We start from the raw sequence: 20,723 nt of genomic DNA, 5'->3' as shown, positions 1-20,723 counted from the left end.
ATTTAAAACTGCTGGTGGGTATATCCCCATCACCCTCTAAGGTGTAAAAGTCAGTAAGACGTGAGGTGAACAGATTATAGACATAAAGGTGAAGATCTAAGCAACATAATAACAGAACTATTGTATTTAGCGTTAATCCTACCAATTAGCTGCATTATATTTTCAATAACATTAAGCTGTGCCTTCAACCATATTAAATTATATTTTCAAGAATATTAATTCATGTCCTCAACAATATTAAATTATGTTTTCAAAAACATGAAATTGTGTTTTTTCATTGTAAAAGCACTTTCTAGCGATGAAAGTAACAATTAAGAGGTAATCGACAATTTATCTCTTTTTACGCTGTAATTTCACATATCAATCAGTTATGTTTACGCAATCATTTTTAACGTTATCTGGATCTCATTATGTCATTTAGTAAGGTGAGCTACCTCTCAATATGACCTCTATAATCGAGACCATATCGCGAATACTGCTACTATATTAACCAATGTTTTCGAAAACATTCGAGAGCTTCCTTATTACTTTAAATAAACCGGAGAAACATCATGCCAATAACAATTCTTTTGTCATTTCTGTTCTTTACCGGCCTTGTGGTTTTTGTCACATGGACTCGTGTAAAGGCAGATAAAAATGACTCTAAAGATGGCTACTTCCTTGGTGGTCGTAGTTTAACAGGTGGTCTTATTGCAAGTTCACTAATCCTTACCAACCTTTCAGCGACTAGTTTTGTTGGCATGAGCGCACTTGCATACAAAGGCAACATGTCAGTAATGGGCTACGAAGTGGCATCGGGTATTACCCTAGTCATCATTGCACTGTTTCTAGTGCCGCGTTACTTGAAGCAGGGGATAACAACTATTCCTGATTTCTTAGAGTCGCGTTATGACATGTCGGTAAAGAAATTTGTAACGATTCTGTTCCTGTTAAGTTACGTTATTAACTTATTACCTAACACGCTTTATGCTGGTGCAATGGTAATCGGTGGTATCTTTGATGTTGAAGCGCTACTAGGTATTGACCGCTTCCAGTCGGTGTTACTTATCTCTGCTATTATCGGATTTTTAGGTTTGTTCTACGCTATTTACGGTGGTTTAAAAGCCGTTGTTATTGCAGATAGTATGAATGGTGTTGGTCTTATTGTTGGTGGTTTGATGATCCCTATCTTTGGTCTTTATGTCCTAGGTGATGGTAGCTTCATGGACGGTTTTACAATAATCACAACCCAAGCAACAGATAAATTACAAGCTGTTGGTGCATCAGATGATCCGAACGTACCATTCTCAACTATGTTTACGGGTTTATTACTTGTTAACTTATATTACTGGGGTACTGACCAAGCGATTATTCAACGTGCTCTTGGTGCAAAGAATCTTAAAGAAGGTCAAAAAGGGGTTATTTTAGCCGGTGCGATTAAAGTAATTACACCGTTATTCTTAATCATCCCAGGTATTATTGCTTATCATATGTTTGGTACTACCGATGCTGCTGGACAAGCGTTTGAAGCAGATACGATGTACACACGTTTAGTTGGCGAAGTATTGCCTAAACCATTAGTAGGTTTCTTCATCGCAGCGATGTTCGGTGCAATTCTATCTACCTTTAACGGTGTATTGAACTCATCAACAACGCTGTTTACGCTAAATGTATATAAGCCTTTCTTTGATAAAGAAAACAAGCTTTCTGACCTAGAGTTAGTACATAAAGGACGTATATTTGGTGTGTTAATTGCAATCTCATCAGTTGTTATTGCCCCATTCGTTATGTATGCACCAAATGGTCTATTCGATCTATTGCAACGTCTTGCTGGTCTATTTAGTGTGCCAATCTTTACTATCGTATTCATGGGTTACTTAACCAAGTATGTGCCTGCTGTTGCTGCAAAAGTTTCGTTAGCATTCTTCGTGGTTGCTTACGGTATTATTCAGTTTACACCAACTCAATTCCAAGATTCATTAGGCCCACTTAAACCGCTTGCAGAGTTACATTTCTTCCATCAACTAGCGGTACTATTCGTTATCTGTTGTGGAATTATGTATGTTATCGGTAAATTGCGTCCTCGTGAAACTGCCTACGTAATGCCTGTTAACGAAAATATTGATATCACACCTTGGGCATTCCGCTTTGAAGCTTCAGGTATCATTCTTTATATGGTATTAGGTGCATACATTGTATTCTCTGACCTTGGTCTTGTTACTGGAGATAAAGGCTTGATGGTTATTTACGGCATCGTTGGTTTGGTTCTTCTTGTTGGTATGTACTTCAGAATTAAAACAAAACATAAAAGCATGCGCGAAATGGAAGCGTTATCTGCTAAATAATAGGTAATATTTTACCCTTCCCAAAAGCAGAGTTATTTAACTCTGCTTTTTTCGTTTTAAAAATGACCTAATCTGCTTAGAATCAAAAACCTTAATCTGATGAATGTCCTCTTTTTTAATAAGTGTGTAAAATGAAGGTCTGGTTGAATAAAACCTATTCCCGCCTAAGAAGTTTGTTTAGCGTAACAAGGAAGTGAGGCTATTATTATGTGTTTAGTATTCACATTAACAGAGATGGAAAGAGATTATGAATGTAACTTTTAAAGACGTTGCTAAACTAGCGAATGTATCGACGCAAACTGTTTCTCGTGTCACTAATGGCTCGTCTAATGTGGCTGAAGAAACACGCATCAAAGTGAATGCTGCGATTAAAGAACTTGGTTATATTCCCAATAAAGGCGCGCAGATATTAGGCCGTGCTAAATCAAATATGATTGGCGTTGTGACCCTTGATATTTTGTTGCATGGTGCATCATTGATTGCCAATGGTATCCGTAAACAGGCAAGAAGGTTAGGTTATGGGACCTCGTTAGCGGTGGTTTCGACGCACTCCTTGAATAAAATTACGGCGGCCATAGATGAACTAAAATCTCAGCAAGTAGAGTTTATCATCATGAATATTCCGCTCAGCAAAGAAGAATCAGAAATATTAATCGAACGTTATGTTGGTATTCATTTTGTATTTATTGATGTGCCACTTGATAGCCAAGTTAATATCGTATGTGGTGCTAATTATGAGGGCGCAAAGAAAGCTGCTGAATTGATGATCACATTACAAAGAAAACATTTTTTAATCATCACAGGTCCACTTTACTCAAGTGCTGCTGAACAACGTTTAAAAGGATGGTTAGATGTGCTTAATGAATATCCTGATGTTAAAGTTATCAGCCAATTTGAAGGTGATTGGCAAGCGGATAGTGGTTATTTGCATACACATCACGCATTGACTAATGGTGTCCATTTCGATGCGGTGTTAGTGGGAAGTGACCAGATGGCGCTTGGGGTGTTAAGAGCATTAAATGAGTTTAACTTGAGCGTTCCACAGCAAGTGTCTGTTATTGGTTTTGATGATACGGCAGATAGTGCGTATTTTTCCCCACCGTTAACCACGATAAGACAAGATTTTTTATTGATCGGAGAGCGTAGTGTTTTAATGGCGTTGAGCATGGAAGAGGAGTCTGATGCTGAGTTTAAGCAAGAATCGATTGTTACTGAAATTATTGAAAGAAAAAGCACTCAGGCCTACCAAAAAAACCTGAGTGATAAACAGCAATTGCGTGCGTTACTCAAACAATGCGAACAACTGCTTGATTAATCTGTTCAATATCCTGTTAAGCCAACTGCTAATTAAAGGATATATCTAAGATTATCAATATTGGTGATTTACACTTTTATGATCTTACAGGTATTCGTTGAGCCTGCAGAATGGTCATCTCCATGAGTAATCAATATAAGATCGTCCGTTTTTAGGTAACCCGCATTTTTTAATGTATCAATTGCGTTGCGAACATAATCACTGTTATTGGTTGCAGTCGAACTAAACCTAATCGGTGTGACACCACGATATAAAGCACAGTAATTAAGAGTTTGGGTGCTACTTGAAAGTGCAAAAATAGGTAACCCAGAGCTTAAGCGTGACATTAATAATGGTGTGCTGCCTGATTCAGTTAAAGCGATGATCGCTTTGATACCAACCGTATGATTTGCCGCAAACATGGCTGTCATTGCTAATGCTTCAGTTGGGTCATCAAAGGTACAATCCATACGATTGGTTGAGATGTTAATGCTTGGGTGCTTTTCTGCCCCGATACAAACGTCACTCATGGCTTTAACGGTTTCTAGAGGATACTCACCTGCCGCTGTTTCGCCCGATAACATCACTGCATCTGTACCATCTAATACGGCATTAGCGACATCCATTACTTCTGCACGAGTCGGCATTGGCGCGCTGATCATCGATTCCATCATTTGTGTTGCAGTGATCACGACTCTATTTAAACGGCGAGCAGTACGGATCATATTTTTTTGTACACCAACTAATCGTGCATCACCAATTTCAACGCCTAAATCACCACGTGCTACCATCACCACATCAGAAGCTTTGACAATATCTTCTAATGCTTCCTGTGTTTCTACTGCTTCTGCACGTTCTACCTTAGCAACAATTTTAGCATGGCAACCTGCTTCTTTTGCTAATCGGCGAGCATAGTGAATATCTTCACCATTGCGTGGGAATGAAACTGCTAGGTAATCACAACCAATTTCAGCAGCAGTAATAATATCTTTTTTGTCTTTTGGTGTTAAAGCTGCCGCAGATAAACCACCGCCTTTTTTATTGATCCCTTTATTATTAGATAAAGTGCCACCAATAGAGACGGTTGTGTGTACTTGGTTGCCAGTGACTTTTTCAACAATAAGCTGAATACGCCCATCATCTAATAATAAGACATCGCCTGCTGCTACTTCTTGTGGCAATGTTTTGTAATCTAAACCTACTGCTTGTTGATCACCTTGTCCCTTGTCGATATCACTGTCTAATATAAACTTATCATCTACGGCAAGTTGAATCTTTCCTTCTTTAAAGGTGGAAACGCGGATCTTGGGGCCTTGTAAATCACCCATAATGGCAACTTCAATGCCTAAGCGTTTGGCTATTTCACGCACTTCTTTGGCACGTTTTATATGATCCGCTGGCTCACCATGTGAAAAGTTCATACGCACCATATTGGCGCCGGCGGCTATAATTTTTTCTAGGTTATTATCGCGGTCAGTTGCTGGACCTAATGTTGTCACTATTTTTGTACGTCTAGTCATGTGAATTCCTTATTAATATATTTTCTCATGAAGGTAAAAAAGCGCTACTCAGGGTACCCTGTATTGTGTGTTTATTGTACTCATCTTAGGAGTTGCTATAAACATATTCGCTGATTTATCTTACGGTTTGAAGTCAAAGTCTAAAATGATAGTTTGAACTCTTAGTTTGAATTATTAGCTTTAATGATTTGTTTGAATTGCTAGATTTAATTTATGTCGGCTAACGATTGATATAGTTAGCCGACATAAAGAGGGGCTTAGATTTTTTTAACAGAAAGCATGAGTGCAGATTCAGGATCAAGGATTGGTAGTGTTAAGCCAATTTCTTTAATGTTTTCACCGCTTAAGGTTAATGTTTTGTCTAACCATTGCGGACGCTGTTTCATTAATTGGAAGCTAGTCTCTGGCATCTCAACTATTTGCACTTGATACTGTGCATCTGCATCAATACAGCTAATACGCAGTGGCGATGGCAATGCATAATCAGGCATGGTTAGCTGACAAACAGTCAACAACATCTCATTCTCATTTTGTACACCGTAGATGTTTTGACGCTTATCGGGAGTATCTAAACGGAAACTACGGCCACTGTGCAATAATTCACGGTATTGTTTATGTAACGCGATGTACTTAGCAAATGCTTGTCTTTCATCTTCAGGTACTTTTACTGGGTCTAATTCAACACCCATATGGCCACCTAGGGCTGTAATACCACGCATATTGATATGGTGACGACGATTAGTTGAATGACATTCTTCAGGCCCAATATGTGATCCCATTACTTCTGGAGGAAAGAAATAACTCATACCACGTTGGATTGCTTGACGCTCTAACGCATCGTTACAATCTGATGCCCAAAAACGATGAGTACGTTTAAGGATTTCAAAGTCAATTCGACCACCGCCCGATGAACAAGACTCAATTTCTACTTCACTATGTGCTGCTAATAATTTATCTAATAATGCATATAATGCTTTAGTTTGGCCGTTTACCGCTGGTTTACCTTCGTGACCTGGTTGAACTAACTCACGGTTCATATCCCATTTTAAGTATGAGATATTGTAGGTAGTGAGTAGATCATTGAGGCGATCAAATAAGTAGTTAAAACAATCTGGATTTTGTAGATCCAGCAGATACTGCCAACGACCCGATGGTTGATGATAACCCTTCAGCTCTAAAACCCAATCAGGATGTGCGCGGTAAAGATTTGAGTCTTGGCTAATCATCTCTGGTTCAACCCACAGACCAAACTCCATGCCTTGATTGTTAACGTGTTCGATCACTGGCTCTAAACCATTTGGGTATTTTTTCTCATCCAAATACCAATCGCCTAACGACGTGCGATCATCATCTCGACCTATGAACCAACCATCATCAATAATAAAGCGTTCAACACCCATAACAGCAGCTTCAGTTGCCATTTTCATTATGTATTCAGGATCATGTTCGAAGTAGATACCTTCCCACGTATTAAGGTGCACTGGACGTGGTTTATCAACGGGGAATTTTAAAATGTTGTTGCGTACAAAGTGGTGGAAATGTTCAGAAATACCATTTAAACCGTTGGCACTGTAAGTTGCGTATAACCAAGGCGTTGTATAGCTTTGTGATTGTTCAAGAACGGTTTCACCCGCCAGCAGTAATTCACCTGCTTGTACAAAACGACGACCATCACTTTTAACATCAGCACGTAGTTGATGATTACCGCTCCAACCTAAGTGAAAACCCCAAACCTGTCCATTTTGTTCAGTAAAGTGATCCGTGCCAACGAATAAACCAGGAAAGTTTTCATGAGAGGTTCTACCGCGGCGGTTTTCTTGCATGAAACCACCGTGTGAGAATGATTGACGGTGAGTTTGGAATTCTCGTGTCCAGCGACCGTAGAAAGTCATTAATTCATTCGCATGGTTTGGCACTGGTAACGTAGAAGAAAGCTTGGTGAGATGGTATTTTCCTTCACCAACATTAGTGACGGTTACACGTTTTTGCACAACATCGCTTTCAAAATCAAGCTTCAGCTCAATATCTAATTGTAGTTTGGCAACATCATCTTGTAATGTGAAGGTGACAGATTGCTCTGTAACTACTTGATCGATTACTGAAAAAACCGGTGCCCAATCATGGCTATTACGATGACCTTCTATACCTGGCGCATTAAAGTGCCCACTGCCTAACTCAGGACATAAAGACAAAGGAACATCAACATCAAGGCGCGCTTGAGAGATAGGGCGCTCAGTAGATAACATAATATCAGGGTCAATCTGACTTATTTTTGCGCCCCAATGTAGCACCTCAGGAGTGCGATCAACCTTGATTATTAGGCTACAATTTTTACTCGTTAGGTGAATAATTTCGCTCATTTTATCTCCAGTACGTAAAGAATATTGAAAAAGTAAGTTGTTTGCGTAAACATTATGGTTAGATTGTCACCTTTTAAAGGTTTTGTCAGCCTTTAAGTTGGTATATGTGATATGAAACAATAGATTTTATGTAACCAATTGTTTTTGAAAACATGGGTTGAACTTTTGTTTAACTTTAAAGTAAATGATAAGTCTTTTGTAACATAAAATCTGTTAATACGATTAGAGTCTGTTAATTTTCAGGCTTTATTTTTGTATTTTTTAATTAAAAAATTGGAAACGTTAACATCTTCTGATTTTGAGTATCGATAACGTTATAATGATTGCAATAATGAAACTAAATAAACTTCTTTTAAGAGAATCAAATGGCAACCATTAAAGATGTAGCTAGAGAAGCTGGTGTATCCATTGCGACTGTATCAAGGGTGATAAATAATTCCCCTAAAGCAGGGAAATCATCAATCAGTGCAGTGCAGTGTGCTATGAAAAAATTGGGCTATCGTCCTAACGTTAACGCACGCGCTTTGGTCAGCCAAAACTCTAATACTATTGGCGTGTTGGTGAGTGATATTTCAGATCCCTTTTTTGGTACTTTAATCAAAGCAGCGGATCAAGTTGCACGGGAAAATCATAAACATCTGTTAATTGGCAATGGTTACCATGACGCCGATAGTGAACGAGAAGCGATTGAGCTGTTGATTAATAGCTGCCGAGAGTCGCTTATTATTCATGCTAAAGCATTAAGTGCAGAAGAGTTGATTGGTTTTGCTAAAGAAGTGCCGGGGTTAGTATTAATTAATCGATATATTCCTGAAATTGCGGATCGCTGTATTGCCTTTGACAATTTTCAAGGGACCTATATGGCGACGGAATTTCTGATTAATAATGGCCATAAGCATATTGCTTATATTAACTCTAATCATCAAATTGATGATGCTTCGGAACGCCAAGCTGGTTATCTAAAGGCTTTGAAGGACCATAATTTACCTTCACCAATGCAATATATTGCTGCTGCAGATAGCAATGATCAAGGCGGTAAATCTGCAATGATCGAATTGTTATCTAAAAATATCCCAATTAGTGCGGTGTTAACTTACAACGATTTTATGGCTGCTGGTGTACTTAGCGCACTGGAAGAAAATAATATTGCGGTACCTGAAAAAATATCGTTAATAGGTTTTGATAACAGCTTAATTTCCCGTTATGTTCATCCTAAATTAACAACCATTAATTATCCCATTGAGATTATGGCTAAACAAGCAACAGAACTGGCACTTAAACTTGCTAAAAAAGAACAATATACTCCCGAAACTCGTATTTTTTCACCGACACTGGTGAAGCGTTTGTCGGTTAGCAAGCATGACGCAGAGTGAATATAATTGGGTGCAGTGAGCAGGAAAATTACTGCTCTTGGTGCAGTTTTTTGTTTGCTTGAATTCAAGTAATAAATCGATAGGTGGTTTGATAATGGTATTCTTGTCCCGCTTGTAAAATAGCGCTAGGCTGCCATTCTGGATGGTTGACAGCATCCGGTAAAAACTCTGTCTCTAAAGCTATGCCAGCATAGTCTTGATACTCTCCACCATTGCGATTAGGCGTTCCTTCTAACCAATTCCCAGTGTAAAGTTGCAGCGCAGGTTTATTGGTAAATACCTCTAGTGACAGATCATTATCTGCACTACTAAGCAATGCTGCACGGGCACCTTGTTGGCAAGGTTTGTTAAGCAAAAAAGCATGGTCATAACCTTTTGCTAATTGCTGTTGTGGCTCGGTCAGAAAATCACTTGTAATGACTTTAGGCTGACGGAAATCAAAGCTGTTTTTATCTACAGAAGCAGGTCCATCGAGTGGAATTCCGACTTTATTAGTTGGCAGGTAATGGTCTGCATCTATCTGTAGCCTATGATTTCTGCAGTCCTCACCTGATTCAGCACCGGCAAGGTTAAAATAAGCATGGTTAGTTAGGTTAATTGGCGTGGGTTTGTCAGTGATTGCGTGATAACTGATAATAACCTGATTATCATCGGTTAATTGATAGCATACTGATACTTGTAATTGCCCTGGAAAACCTTGGTCACCATCCTCTGATACAAGAGCAAAGCGAACGAACCCTTGCGTCTGCTGTTCTATTTCCCAACGACGTTTATCGAAACCATCAACCCCACCATGCAGTGTATTACCATCTTGATTGATTGATAATTGGTAGGGATAACCATTAATACTAAATTGCCCATCTGCAATACGATTGCCAAAACGGCCCACTGTCGCACCCAAATAGGTGCCTTGTTTTTTAAAATCAGCCATTGTAGATACACCTAATAAAACCTCTCGCTGCTGATCGGCAACGGGTACTTCACAACTCAGCCAAGTTGCACCGATGTCCATAAAAATAACCGATAGGCCATTTTTATTCTGCAATTTAACTAATTTTGCAGGTTGACCATCAAAAGCGACTTCTTCAGTCATGGTTTTAAAAAGTGTATTCGACATGATGATTACCTTTCGTATTAAATAACGCCTGCACCATTTTGTGGTGTGCAAATATAAATAGATTCTTTAATGCCTGTTTTTGCTTGATACTTAGCTTCAATAGCTGCCTGAACTTGAGGCACCATTTCTGTTGGCATCAAAGCAACACAACATCCACCAAAACCACCGCCAGTCATGCGTGCACCACCTTTGTTACCTAATGCTTCAGTTAATACTTCAACAATATAGTCAATCTCTGGCACAGTAATTTCAAAGTCATCACGCATAGAAGCATGCGAAGCATACATATATTCACCGACTTTTTGTAAATCACCTGCAATTAGTGCATCAGCACAGGCTACAGTTCGTTCATTTTCAGAAATAACATGATGTGCACGCTTATAAACATCTGAGCCTTTTTTAATACTTGATGCACCTAATTCTGCTAACGTTGCATCACGCAATGCCACTTTACCAAGCAAACGAGAAGCTTCTTCACACTGTTCTCGCAGTGCATTATAGGCTCCATCAACTAAGCTATGCGTGACATTAGAGTTAACGATCATAATGCTAACACCTTCGGGAATATGCACAGATTTTGTTTCTAGGCTTCGACAATCAAGCAATAGCGCATGGCCTTTTTCACCACAGGCAGAAATCATCTGATCCATAATGCCACATTTACAACCTGCAAAATTATGCTCAGATGCTTGGCCAATAAGTGCTAAATCAGACTGAGTAACATCTAATTCATAGAGCGCTTTCATGGCCTGACCTGTAACTACCTCAAGTGCAGCTGAAGAACTTAAACCAGAGCCTAGTGGAACATTGCCAGTAATAGCAATATCTGCGCCGCCAAGTGAGTAGCCCTTTTCTTTTAAGAAATGAACCACACCACGCATATAATTAGCCCATAGCTTATCTTCAGTTGGTTTTATTTCTTGGTTAACAACAAATGAATCTTGAATATGATCATAATCCACCGAAATTAAACGGATCACACCATCGTCGCGTTTAGCGCAGGCAATAACGGCTTGATAATCAATGGCACAGGGCATAACAAAACCGTCATTGTAATCGGTATGTTCACCGATCAGGTTAACGCGGCCGGGCGCTTGTACAAATGTTGTTGCAGGATAACCACATACATCTTGGAATACGTTTGCTGCGCGTTGTTTTAAGTGAGTGCTTGGCATACAGTAAATCTCCGTCCCTTATTGTTGTTCTTTGTAGTGAACATCGCTGACATCACGTAACTTCTGAGCGGCTTGTTCTGCGGTTAGATCGCGTTGCGATTCAGCCAACATTTCATAGCCCACCATAAATTTACGAACTGACGCAGAGCGTAGTAGTGGTGGATAGAAAATGGCATGTAATTGCCAATGGTCAATATCCGTTCCTGCTTCAAAGAAGGGAGCATAGTGCCAACCCATTGAATAAGGGAAAGAACACTGGAATAGATTGTCATAACGACTGGTTAATTTCTTGATTGCAATGGCAAGGTCATCACGTTGTTCACTAGAAAGCTCACTCATGCGGCGAATCGCTGTTTTTGGTAATAACATGGTTTCAAATGGCCATGCAGCCCAATAAGGAACAACAGCAATCCAATGCTCTGTTTCAACAACGGTACGTTCACCGTCTTTCATTTCAGCTTGCACATAATCAAGTAACAGGTTTGAACCCTGTTGGTCGTAATATTCTTTAAGGTGTTTTTCTTTGCGTTCAATTTCATTAGGCAGGAAACTGTTTGCCCAGATTTGACCGTGTGGATGCGGTTGTGAACAACCCATTGTCTCGCCTTTATTTTCAAAAGCTTGCACCCAAACGTAATCTTTACCTAATTCTTCAATCTGCTCGTTCCAAGTATCAATAACGCCACGAATTTTGTTTACTGGCAGTTCTGGTAGGGTTTTACTGTGATCCGGTGAAAAACAGATCACTCGACTTAAACCACGTACCCCTTGGGTTTTAAATAATGGGTTTTCAGATTCTGGCGCTTCAGGCGAATCCGTCATTAATGCTGCAAAATCGTTAGCAAAAACATAAGTACCTTTATAGTCTGGATTTTTATCGCCAGAAATACGTGTGTTATTAGCACATAAGAAACAATCTTTATCGTAACTTGGTAGCTGCACGTTTGATGGTTTCTCATCTTGTCCACTCCACGGGCGTTTCGCACGATGTGGAGAAACTAGGATCCATTGTCCTGTTAATGGGTTATAACGGCGATGTGGATGATCAATTGGATTAAATTTAATATCAGACATAGTTATTCTCGTTCCTATTTATAACGTTAGGTATTGCTTACTCAACACCTAACATTTGGGATAATTATTAATAGCCTTGTGGATTTTTTGACTGCCAATTCCAAGTATCTGCGGTCATTTCCATAATGCTACGGCTGGCTTTCCACCCTAAATCTTGTTCAGCTTTACTGGTACTTGCCCAACACTCTGCAATATCACCCGGCCTGCGTGGACAAATTTCATAGGCGATCTCTTTACCAGAGGCTTCACTGAAGGCATTAACCATTTCAATGACGCTAGAACCATTACCTGTCCCTAGGTTATAAATATGTAATCCAGATTTTTGACCGACTGCATTTAATGCAGCGATATGACCATCGGCAAGATCCATAACATGAATATAATCACGGACACCAGTACCATCAGGCGTTGAGTAATCATCACCAAATACAGACAGTTTCTCGCGACGACCAACGGCAACTTGTGCAATAAAAGGCATTAAGTTATTAGGGATCCCCTGTGGATCTTCACCCATAGAGCCAGAAGGATGTGCGCCAACAGGATTGAAATAACGTAGTAGCGTAATGCTCCAATCAGGCTGAGAATCATAAAAATCAGAGAAGCAACATTCCACTATATATTTACTACGACCATAGGGATTGGTTGTTGCACCAACAGGTGAGTCCTCTGTAATAGGCACGCTTGCTGGGTCGCCATAAACCGTTGCAGAAGAGCTAAAAACAATACTTTTTACACCTGCAGTGCGCATTGCACGTGCTAGTACTAAGGATCCATTAACGTTGTTATCATAGTATTCCAAAGGCTTCGCTACTGATTCGCCCACCGCTTTTAGGCCGGCGAAATGAATAACAGATTGAATATCATGTTCACTAAAGACTTTATCTAGAAATGCTTGGTCGCGAACGTCACCTTGATAAAATGTTGGGCGCACTTTTGTCAGCGCTTCAATACGATCTAACACGGCCAATTTACTGTTACAAAGATTATCAACAATAATAGGCTCTAGGCCAGCTTGTAACATTTGTACACAGGTGTGACTGCCTATATACCCCATACCACCAGTAACGAGAACTTTCATGACAAACTGCTCCTATAGCTATTCAATTAAGATAAATAATAACAATTAATATTTTGAAAAAAAGTGATCCAATACGCATAGTGTAAACGTTTACACTTTATTTTTGAAGTGTTTTTTTACTTACCTACACCCTCAATAAAGTTAGTTTTTTTAGCTTTATATTTTTTATTCGCTTGATTATTAGGTTAATTATAACAATTGTATTGCTTATAAAATAAGCATTAATAGTCTGAAATAGACCAAAATTGAGGCTATTTTGTATAAAAAGCATTGTGTAAACGTTTCCATTGTATGCTATAAATATGACTATATTGTCTATTTCTTAATGGTTGTATTATGTCAGAAACACTTATTCCAAATATTGAATCGTTTATCGCTAATATCGATCCATTCAGTCGCTTACCGGAAGCATTACTTCAAAAAGTAAGTGCGACAATTAAGATCGTTTATCTTGCCAAAGGAGAGGTGATCCCACCGCCTTCATCGGAACAAGATAACTATTTGTTTATTGTCAAAACAGGCGCTATTGAACAGCGGTGCGTTGATGGCAGCCTAAGAGGGCGGCTTGAAGAGGATGATGTATTTGGTTTTAGTTTATTTTCTAACTCCGAAGCGCGCTATCAAATAGAGGCAATTGACAATACATTACTTTATTTAGTGCCGGCCAAAACTATTTATTATATTCAATCTCAATATCCCGAATATGCACAACATTTTACTGCCAAACCGGAAGACCGGATCCATTCAGCACTTGAGTCAAGTTGGTCTGATATTAGTCAGAACTCTTTTTTTAATCGCGTAGAACAAGTAGCCAGTGAACAATTTTCGCAAGTTAATAGTGACGATTCCATTGCGCAAGCAGCTAAAGTTATGCGAGATAACGATGCATCTTGTTTAATAGTAAAAAAGGATAATCAGTTAGTTGGGATTGTTACCTGCACGGATCTTATTGGGCGAGTAATTGCGGAAGAGAAAAGCACACAATCGCCAGTTAGTGAGATTATGAGTGCACTACCAAGTACTATTTCTCCAAAGGCCAGTGTTTTTGATGCTGCTATCTGCATGATGGAAAACAATATTCAAAATTTGCCCATTGTCGAACATGGTAAAGTACTGGGTTTGTTATCTTTAAATCAACTTTTTCAAAATCAGCGTATTGAAGCTATTTATCTGATTAATAAAATAAAAAAATCAACTAGTGAAAATAAATTGGCAGAACACATGCCTGAACGTGACCGTATTTTTCAATCATTGGTCAATGATAAAGTGCCTGCAGACTTAATCACTACTATTTTGAGTACGATCATGGATGCTGTGAATCAGCGTTTAATTGATATTGCCATTGACCGACTTGGCCCTGTGCCCTGTGAGTTTTCTTGGGTAGTCTCTGGCTCTCATGCGCGTAAAGAGGCGCATATTTTGTCTGATCAGGACAGTGCGATTATTTTATCGAATGAGGCAACAACAAAAGATAAAGTATATTTTCGTCACCTTGCGATGGTCGTCACTAAGGGGCTCGACCTTTGTGGTTATGAGCTTTGTCCCGGTAAGTTTATGGCGGTCACTGCGAAGTGGTGCCAACCTTTATCTGTATGGCAAGAATATTTTAAAAAGTGGATCCGCAATCCAGAATACGAATGCCTTTTGAACCTGAGTGTATTTCTTGATACTAGGGTTATATATGGGAACCACCAATACAGAACAACCTTGGTAAATGAATTTAAAGAAATGCTTTCTAGCCGTATTTTCTTGAGTAAATTAATTCGTGATGCGGCAGAGAATCGTGCACCTTTAGGGATTTTCCATAATCTGGTATTAAGTAAGAATGAACATAATGAAAAAACACTTAATATAAAGCGTTATGGCATTAATATTATTGTCGATTTAGCGAGAATTTATGCGCTATCAGCTAAGTCTGATGCCTGTAATACCACTGACAGGTTAATTGCAGTCAATAAAGCGGGGCTGATGGATGATGCAACCTTAAAAAATATAATCAGTGCGTATAACTTTCTTAAAAGTTTCCGTTTTTCTTATCAAGTGGATATGCTCAATAAAGGCGAGATACCAAGTAGTAAGATAAATCCTGATTATTTTGGTAGTTTCGAGCGTAAGCACATCAAAGATGCTTTTCGTCTGATTGATGATTGGCAACAATATACGAAGATGAGATTTAGCTAATGCGTCGCTTTTTTAAAAAAAAGAATTATTGGAAAGAATTGGCGGCTAAACGCACAGAATGTTTAGCATCGAGTCTTCCTAATGAAGTTAGCTTGAATTTAAGTCAGCCATTACTCGATAAAAATACACTGTTTAAGGCACTGCCTTTTCTCGTAGTTGATTTTGAAACTACTGGTTTTGAGCCAGCCAAAAACGATATTATTAGTATTGGTTGGGTAGAAATTGTCAATATGCAAATCGACCTTGGATGTAAGCAACATTATTACATTCGTAATAGCCAAGACATTAATCATGAGACAGCGGTTATCAATCAAATCGTACCGCAAATGATCCAAAATGATGGCGTTCCTCTTGAGCAAGTGATTAATGCTTTACTGAATGCCAGTAAAGGTAAAATATTGGTGGTGCATGGCAAAGTGATTGAAAAAAACTTTCTAGACTTTTATGCACAAAAATTCTTAGGGCTCCCTGAGTTACCTTTGATGTGGGTTGATACCATGAAAATAGAAGAGTGGAAAACTGCAAAAACGGGAGGCAACACAATATCCCAAGATAATCGGCTTTCAGCGGTCAGGAAACGCTATAACTTACCTCAATATACCGCTCATAATGCCTTGGTTGACTCAGTTGCTAGCGCTGAACTATTACTTGCACAAATAGCGCATATGTACCGAGATCGGCAAGTCACCCTTGAAACGTTGTATGAAATGAGTCAATAAACAATAAAGTTTAATTTGTATAAAATATGATGTGTAGTAAGTAAGTTAGAAAATAAAGTGTTGGGAAGGAGGATTACTTTTTTGACGTTATTTTACTTTAAGTATGGGACTGTTTTACTTTAAGTATGGGACTGTTATACGTTGAAAGTTTTAATTAAATAAAAACGTATATACCCGTCACAAATCAATATACAAAAATCAGCAAGCCCTGAGGAGAGCTAATTTTAGGTATAAGAGTGACTATTTAACGGGTATAAATAACTTACGCGTTTTTAATACAGCCAAGCATTCTAACAACGGCAACCATACCAGGATCATCCATCCCAATAGTACGTTCGCCAAAGATGCGTGCACGACCAATTTTGTTAATCTTGCCATTATACTCAACTAATGCTTCATCCGCGGCTTGAACGCCTGCATCTAACATCGCACCAGTTGTTTGAGCTTCGCCCATTGCCAAAATCATCGCATTAAGGGAATCTAATACCGTTTTGTCGCCTAAGCTAGCGCCTCCACGACTCATCATTGCATCAAGTGCTGCTTGCAATAATTTAGGGATCTCAGTTGCTTCAATAGATTCTTGGCCTTTAACTAATTTTCCAGCAGCCATCATTGACGTTGCCATTAAGGTACCAAAACTAGAACCAGATACTTTAGTAACAGCTTTAGCACATTCAAATAATGCCATGCCCACATCAGCTGGTAAGGCATCAGCAGTACTTTGCATATTATTGAAGCCATTAATTAGGGTAACACCTAAATCGCCATCGCCCAGTTTACCGTCAAGTTCGTTTAGTTCAGCACCAACTACATCAATATTTTTGTGGATCGCGGCGATCGTAGCTTTTAAATCTTCAGTCGTAATTGTTGATTGGCTCATTTCAAGTTTCTCCAAAAAGGGCAGTCGGCAGGAGCGCCTAATAATGACTCTAGTTCATCATCTAATTTCATAATAGTTATTGATGCACCGGCCATTTCCATAGACGTTGCATAGTTCCCAACCATCGGTAAGGCGATAGTAATACCTTGTTTTTCAAGTAATTCTTTAGCGCGACGAAAAACAAGATATAGCTCTTCAATTGGCGTAGCACCTAAGCCATTCACCAGTATTGATACTCGATCTGATGCACCTAATGGCATATCTTTAAGGATGTAATCAATCATTTCATCAACCAGATCATTGACAGGTTTTATTTTGCCACGCCATACACCTGGCTCACCATGAATACCCATGCCTAGTTCAACTTCATCATCAGCAATTTCAAAGGTCGCTTTCCCCGCTTGAGGAACTATGCAAGACGATAATGCAACACCAATAGAGCGGCAGTTGTCAGAAGCTCTCTGAGTTGTCGCTGTTGCTTCTTCTAATGATTGCCCTGCAGCAGTTGCTGCTCCTGCAATTTTAAATACATAAACTAAACCGCCAACACCACGACGTTTAGATGCTTCTTCTGGACCTGCACTAGCAACGTCATCAGCAACGATGACCTTAGTCGTTACGATATCTTCTAGTTCTGCCATTTCACTTGTCATGTCGAAATTCATTCGGTCACCACCGTAATTACCGACAACACATAAGACGCCTTTTCCAGTATTTGCAATGCGCACTGATTCTAACATTGGGTTCATGTCAGAAGAGGCGAATACATCACCTATCGCGCAAGCATCTAATAGACCTTCGCCAATGTAGCCAGCAAACAACGGTAAGTGGCCAAAACCACCTCCAGATATAACGCCAACTTTGCTTTCTGCGGCAGTCGTACGGCGAAGTACTCGAGAAGTATCACCATCGACAGTATAAATTTCAGGATGCATAAGGCACATGCCTTCCACAACCTCATCGACATAATTAGCTGGGTCATTAATTAGTTTTTTCATAGGCACCTCTTTTAATTGTTTTGCATTGTAAAATTCTAGTTTCGCAAAACAAGATACGATGAATTGACAGGCCAGTCAAATAAATTCCGTTTTAGTCTTGGCGTATGGTATTTAATACAAAATTATTGGTATCGAGTATAATGACCAATTTTTTTAGGTTTATAGGAGATTGTTATGGCACGTGAAGTGCAAAGTTCCATCGTTGAAAAACTGGTGGTTGTATTGGATATACTGGCTAAAGCACCGGGCAAATTAACATATTCTGAAATTGTTGCTGCATCAGGTTTTAATAAAAGCTCGACGCATCGAATATTGTCTATTTTAATGGGGCAGGCGTTGGTTGAATTTAGCGAGCGCGATAAGTCATACACAGTGGGGCCCAAATTATTTAGTTGGGCAAGGGCTGCATGGCAGAAGACAGACCTAGAGCAAATAGAGGGGCAGGATTTAATTGATCTCGGTAATGCAACTGGGATGAATGTCGCCGTTGCTGTATTGAGCGATTACTCTGCTACTTTTATCCGCACCCGTATTATCAAGCCCTATAAGCTGGCTGTGAAATTGGGGGGACAATCGGATTTACATTGCACGGCAGTAGGCAAACTTTTCCTTTCGCATATGGATAAAGTGGAGCTAGATAAGTATTTAGATACTGCTGAACTTGAAAAATTTACAGAAAATACGTTGACTGATCAGAAGTCTTTATTACGTGATATTGAGCAGATAAAAATTAAAGGCTACGCGACCTCTAATCGTGAAGAGTTCTGGCAAGTCGTTGGGATTGCCGTTCCTATCGTGGATTATGATAATCGTATTATGGCCTCTTTGAGCCTGTGGACACCAACCCGCTTTGCCTCACTGGAAGCGTTAGAAAGTGAAGCTCCACTATTGCTGGAAACCGCTGCTAAAATCTCAGCTAGATTTGGTTCAATGGTATAAGTTAAGCATTGAGTTGATTGTCGTCATTGAATCGAATAACTCATGCTTTTTCTTACTTAATGCTGTGCCCCCTTTCTTTTGAGGTTAGGTGCAGTAATAACCTCAAGGTTAAAATACGAGCTAAAAATTCCTTTTAATAACAACAATTAACTTTCACATCAAAACTAAATTATCTAAAGCCTCGCACACAAGTCACGATAGCCATACTCAAAGTAATACCTAAAGTAATGCCCATAGTAATCAAGCAAATTTGAACGAATAAAAGTATTTATAGACCAATGAATATTTTCACTATGATGCAATATTTTTTACTCATGAATGGTCTTTATGCATGTTTAATTTTTATTGAAATGAACAGAATCTCAGCAATTTTTAAGCATAATATCTGGTTCTATCGATTATAGCTCTTGGCACTAAAGATAAGTAACAGTTCTAAGTTAGGGTAATTATCGTTCACTGTGATGTTCGTCACCCTATTTGAATTCTATCAGGGAAATGTCGCTGCATAACGTGTTTGAGTATGGAATTGAAGTTGCATATTATAAAACATGTATATAACATTGTGAAACAAATGAGTAACATCCTTGAAACAATTGGTGGAGTTATTAAAGTTGTATCCCACTATTTTGATTCTTTATTAAATTAAAAATAATTAAGAGGTCTAGTATGGAAATGAAACCTAAGTTTAAATCAACTGCTACGTTACTGAGCTTTATACTGTTAACAAGCGCTTCACTCACTGCAACTGCCAAAGAATTTAAAATGTCATTAGGTGGCGGAGAAGGAACCGCTCAACATGCACTAGCAACTAAATTTACAGAATCTTTCGAAGCAAACACTAAAGATACAATACGTATATTTCCAAATAGTCAGCTTGGTTCTGAGCAAAATACTGTGAATGATGCGTCTCTGGGTACATTAGACTTCTCTGTTGTTGCTATCAATAACATTACCCCATTTTCTCCAACGGTTGGTGTTTACACCCTTCCTTATATGATTACGAGTTTAGAAGAAGCTGAAAAGCTAATTCAAAGTGATGCAACTGATGTACTTGTTGAAAACACTGTTCGTGATGCTGGCGTGCGTATTGTCGGTTGGACGTTCTCTGGCTTTCGTGTTTTAACAAACTCTAAGAAACCAGTTAAAACACTCGCTGATTTAGACGGTCTTGTTGTCCGTGTCCCTAAAAACGCAATTATGATAGATACTTACAATGCTTGGGGTATCAATCCAACACCAATGGCTTGGTCTGAGCTATTTACTGCATTACAACAAAAAGTTGTTGATGGGCAAGATCTTGCATTGGTTGACATTGAATCATTGAAGTTTTATGAAATCCAAAAGTACATCAGTCTAATTCATTATAACTTCATGCTTGAGCCAATGATTATTTCGGAAAGTGTTTATCAAGATCAATCTAAAGACGTACAAGCAGCAATTTTGGCTGCCGGCAAAGCAGCAACTATTTATAGTGCTGAATTTTTACGAGAAAAAGAAGCTGAAGCTCTTGAAAAGTTAAAAGCACATGGAATGGAAGTCAATGAGGTCGATGAGACTGAGTGGATCGAAAAAGCGACAACTCAAGTTTGGCCTAAATACTATGATAGTGTCGGTGGTAAAGACAAAATAAACGTAGTATTGAAAGCGATCGGTCGTGAGGAAATCTAGTCAATAACCACGATATTTAGTCC

At 39.0% G+C, this 20,723-nt stretch carries 15 protein-coding genes; 7 read left to right on the top strand and 8 right to left on the bottom strand.

Features of this window, described 5'->3' with window-relative positions:
• Positions 1-551: 551 nt before the first annotated feature.
• Complete coding sequence (locus GQR44_RS01805) at positions 552-2,324, top strand: solute:sodium symporter family transporter (protein WP_166368626.1); 1,773 nt, start codon at positions 552-554, stop codon at positions 2,322-2,324.
• A 247-nt stretch (positions 2,325-2,571) separates the two neighbouring features.
• Positions 2,572-3,639, top strand: coding sequence for a LacI family DNA-binding transcriptional regulator (locus GQR44_RS01800; protein WP_166368624.1), 1,068 nt, complete (start codon positions 2,572-2,574; stop codon positions 3,637-3,639).
• Between the two features lie 68 nt (positions 3,640-3,707).
• Here GQR44_RS01800 and pyk read toward each other — a convergent pair whose 3' ends face one another.
• Positions 3,708-5,138 carry a pyruvate kinase gene (gene pyk, locus GQR44_RS01795; RefSeq protein ID WP_166368622.1) on the bottom strand — a complete coding sequence of 477 codons (1,431 nt, stop codon included), beginning with the start codon at positions 5,136-5,138 and terminating at the stop codon, positions 3,708-3,710.
• Positions 5,139-5,395: 257 nt separating this feature from the next.
• Positions 5,396-7,498, bottom strand: coding sequence for an alpha-galactosidase (locus tag GQR44_RS01790; protein WP_166368620.1), 2,103 nt, complete (start codon positions 7,496-7,498; stop codon positions 5,396-5,398).
• Positions 7,499-7,863: 365 nt separating this feature from the next.
• Between GQR44_RS01790 and GQR44_RS01785 the strand changes: the two genes are divergently transcribed.
• Positions 7,864-8,871: a substrate-binding domain-containing protein gene (locus GQR44_RS01785; protein WP_166368618.1), complete on the top strand. Its 1,008-nt coding sequence runs from the start codon at positions 7,864-7,866 to the stop codon at positions 8,869-8,871.
• A gap of 64 nt (positions 8,872-8,935) precedes the next feature.
• Here GQR44_RS01785 and galM read toward each other — a convergent pair whose 3' ends face one another.
• From galM to galE, 4 genes are all read right to left on the bottom strand, one after another.
• Positions 8,936-9,988: a galactose-1-epimerase gene (gene galM / locus GQR44_RS01780; protein ID WP_166368616.1), complete on the bottom strand. Its 1,053-nt coding sequence runs from the start codon at positions 9,986-9,988 to the stop codon at positions 8,936-8,938.
• 17 nt (positions 9,989-10,005) lie between these two features.
• Positions 10,006-11,163, bottom strand: a complete 1,158-nt coding sequence (galK, locus tag GQR44_RS01775) for a galactokinase (RefSeq protein WP_166368614.1) — start codon at positions 11,161-11,163, stop codon at positions 10,006-10,008.
• 18 nt (positions 11,164-11,181) lie between these two features.
• Entirely contained in the window at positions 11,182-12,237 is a 1,056-nt protein-coding gene (locus GQR44_RS01770; RefSeq protein WP_166368612.1) for a UDP-glucose--hexose-1-phosphate uridylyltransferase, read from the bottom strand.
• Between the two features lie 67 nt (positions 12,238-12,304).
• Positions 12,305-13,315, bottom strand: coding sequence for a UDP-glucose 4-epimerase GalE (gene galE, locus GQR44_RS01765; protein WP_166368610.1), 1,011 nt, complete (start codon positions 13,313-13,315; stop codon positions 12,305-12,307).
• Between the two features lie 336 nt (positions 13,316-13,651).
• On the opposite strand from galE, the gene GQR44_RS01760 reads away from it, so the two are divergent.
• Together GQR44_RS01760 and GQR44_RS01755 are read left to right on the top strand one after the other, a co-directional pair.
• Complete coding sequence (locus GQR44_RS01760; protein WP_166368608.1) at positions 13,652-15,496, top strand: DUF294 nucleotidyltransferase-like domain-containing protein; 1,845 nt, start codon at positions 13,652-13,654, stop codon at positions 15,494-15,496.
• Positions 15,496-16,215: an exonuclease domain-containing protein gene (locus GQR44_RS01755; protein WP_166368606.1), complete on the top strand. Its 720-nt coding sequence runs from the start codon at positions 15,496-15,498 to the stop codon at positions 16,213-16,215. The genes GQR44_RS01760 and GQR44_RS01755 overlap by 1 nt, the downstream gene beginning before the upstream one ends.
• 262 nt (positions 16,216-16,477) lie before the next feature.
• Here GQR44_RS01755 and GQR44_RS01750 read toward each other — a convergent pair whose 3' ends face one another.
• Positions 16,478-17,095: a dihydroxyacetone kinase subunit L gene (locus GQR44_RS01750; protein ID WP_166368604.1), complete on the bottom strand. Its 618-nt coding sequence runs from the start codon at positions 17,093-17,095 to the stop codon at positions 16,478-16,480.
• Positions 17,092-18,093, bottom strand: a complete 1,002-nt coding sequence (locus tag GQR44_RS01745; protein WP_166368602.1) for a dihydroxyacetone kinase subunit DhaK — start codon at positions 18,091-18,093, stop codon at positions 17,092-17,094. The genes GQR44_RS01750 and GQR44_RS01745 overlap by 4 nt, the downstream gene beginning before the upstream one ends.
• A gap of 186 nt (positions 18,094-18,279) precedes the next feature.
• On the opposite strand from GQR44_RS01745, the gene GQR44_RS01740 reads away from it, so the two are divergent.
• Both GQR44_RS01740 and GQR44_RS01735 read left to right on the top strand, forming a co-directional pair.
• Complete coding sequence (locus GQR44_RS01740; RefSeq protein ID WP_166368600.1) at positions 18,280-19,032, top strand: IclR family transcriptional regulator; 753 nt, start codon at positions 18,280-18,282, stop codon at positions 19,030-19,032.
• A 666-nt stretch (positions 19,033-19,698) separates the two neighbouring features.
• The gene (locus GQR44_RS01735) at positions 19,699-20,700 is read left to right on the top strand and encodes a TRAP transporter substrate-binding protein (RefSeq protein ID WP_205962929.1); all 1,002 of its coding nucleotides are present in this window, start codon (positions 19,699-19,701) and stop codon (positions 20,698-20,700) included.
• Positions 20,701-20,723: the final 23 nt, after the last annotated feature.

Origin of the sequence: Psychromonas sp. SA13A (assembly GCF_011378715.1) — a bacterium.
Taxonomy (GTDB): domain Bacteria; phylum Pseudomonadota; class Gammaproteobacteria; order Enterobacterales; family Psychromonadaceae; genus Psychromonas.
This window is presented reverse-complemented; position numbering and strand designations above follow the sequence as displayed.

Coding starts and splice junctions, on each gene's coding strand:
- GQR44_RS01805 (WP_166368626.1), top strand. CDS start 552: ATGCCAATAACAATTCTTTTGTCATTTCTGTTCTTTACCGGCCTTGTG.
- GQR44_RS01800 (WP_166368624.1), top strand. CDS start 2,572: ATGAATGTAACTTTTAAAGACGTTGCTAAACTAGCGAATGTATCGACG.
- pyk (WP_166368622.1), bottom strand. CDS start 5,138: ATGACTAGACGTACAAAAATAGTGACAACATTAGGTCCAGCAACTGAC.
- GQR44_RS01790 (WP_166368620.1), bottom strand. CDS start 7,498: ATGAGCGAAATTATTCACCTAACGAGTAAAAATTGTAGCCTAATAATC.
- GQR44_RS01785 (WP_166368618.1), top strand. CDS start 7,864: ATGGCAACCATTAAAGATGTAGCTAGAGAAGCTGGTGTATCCATTGCG.
- galM (WP_166368616.1), bottom strand. CDS start 9,988: ATGTCGAATACACTTTTTAAAACCATGACTGAAGAAGTCGCTTTTGAT.
- galK (WP_166368614.1), bottom strand. CDS start 11,163: ATGCCAAGCACTCACTTAAAACAACGCGCAGCAAACGTATTCCAAGAT.
- GQR44_RS01770 (WP_166368612.1), bottom strand. CDS start 12,237: ATGTCTGATATTAAATTTAATCCAATTGATCATCCACATCGCCGTTAT.
- galE (WP_166368610.1), bottom strand. CDS start 13,315: ATGAAAGTTCTCGTTACTGGTGGTATGGGGTATATAGGCAGTCACACC.
- GQR44_RS01760 (WP_166368608.1), top strand. CDS start 13,652: ATGTCAGAAACACTTATTCCAAATATTGAATCGTTTATCGCTAATATC.
- GQR44_RS01755 (WP_166368606.1), top strand. CDS start 15,496: ATGCGTCGCTTTTTTAAAAAAAAGAATTATTGGAAAGAATTGGCGGCT.
- GQR44_RS01750 (WP_166368604.1), bottom strand. CDS start 17,095: ATGAGCCAATCAACAATTACGACTGAAGATTTAAAAGCTACGATCGCC.
- GQR44_RS01745 (WP_166368602.1), bottom strand. CDS start 18,093: ATGAAAAAACTAATTAATGACCCAGCTAATTATGTCGATGAGGTTGTG.
- GQR44_RS01735 (WP_205962929.1), top strand. CDS start 19,699: ATGGAAATGAAACCTAAGTTTAAATCAACTGCTACGTTACTGAGCTTT.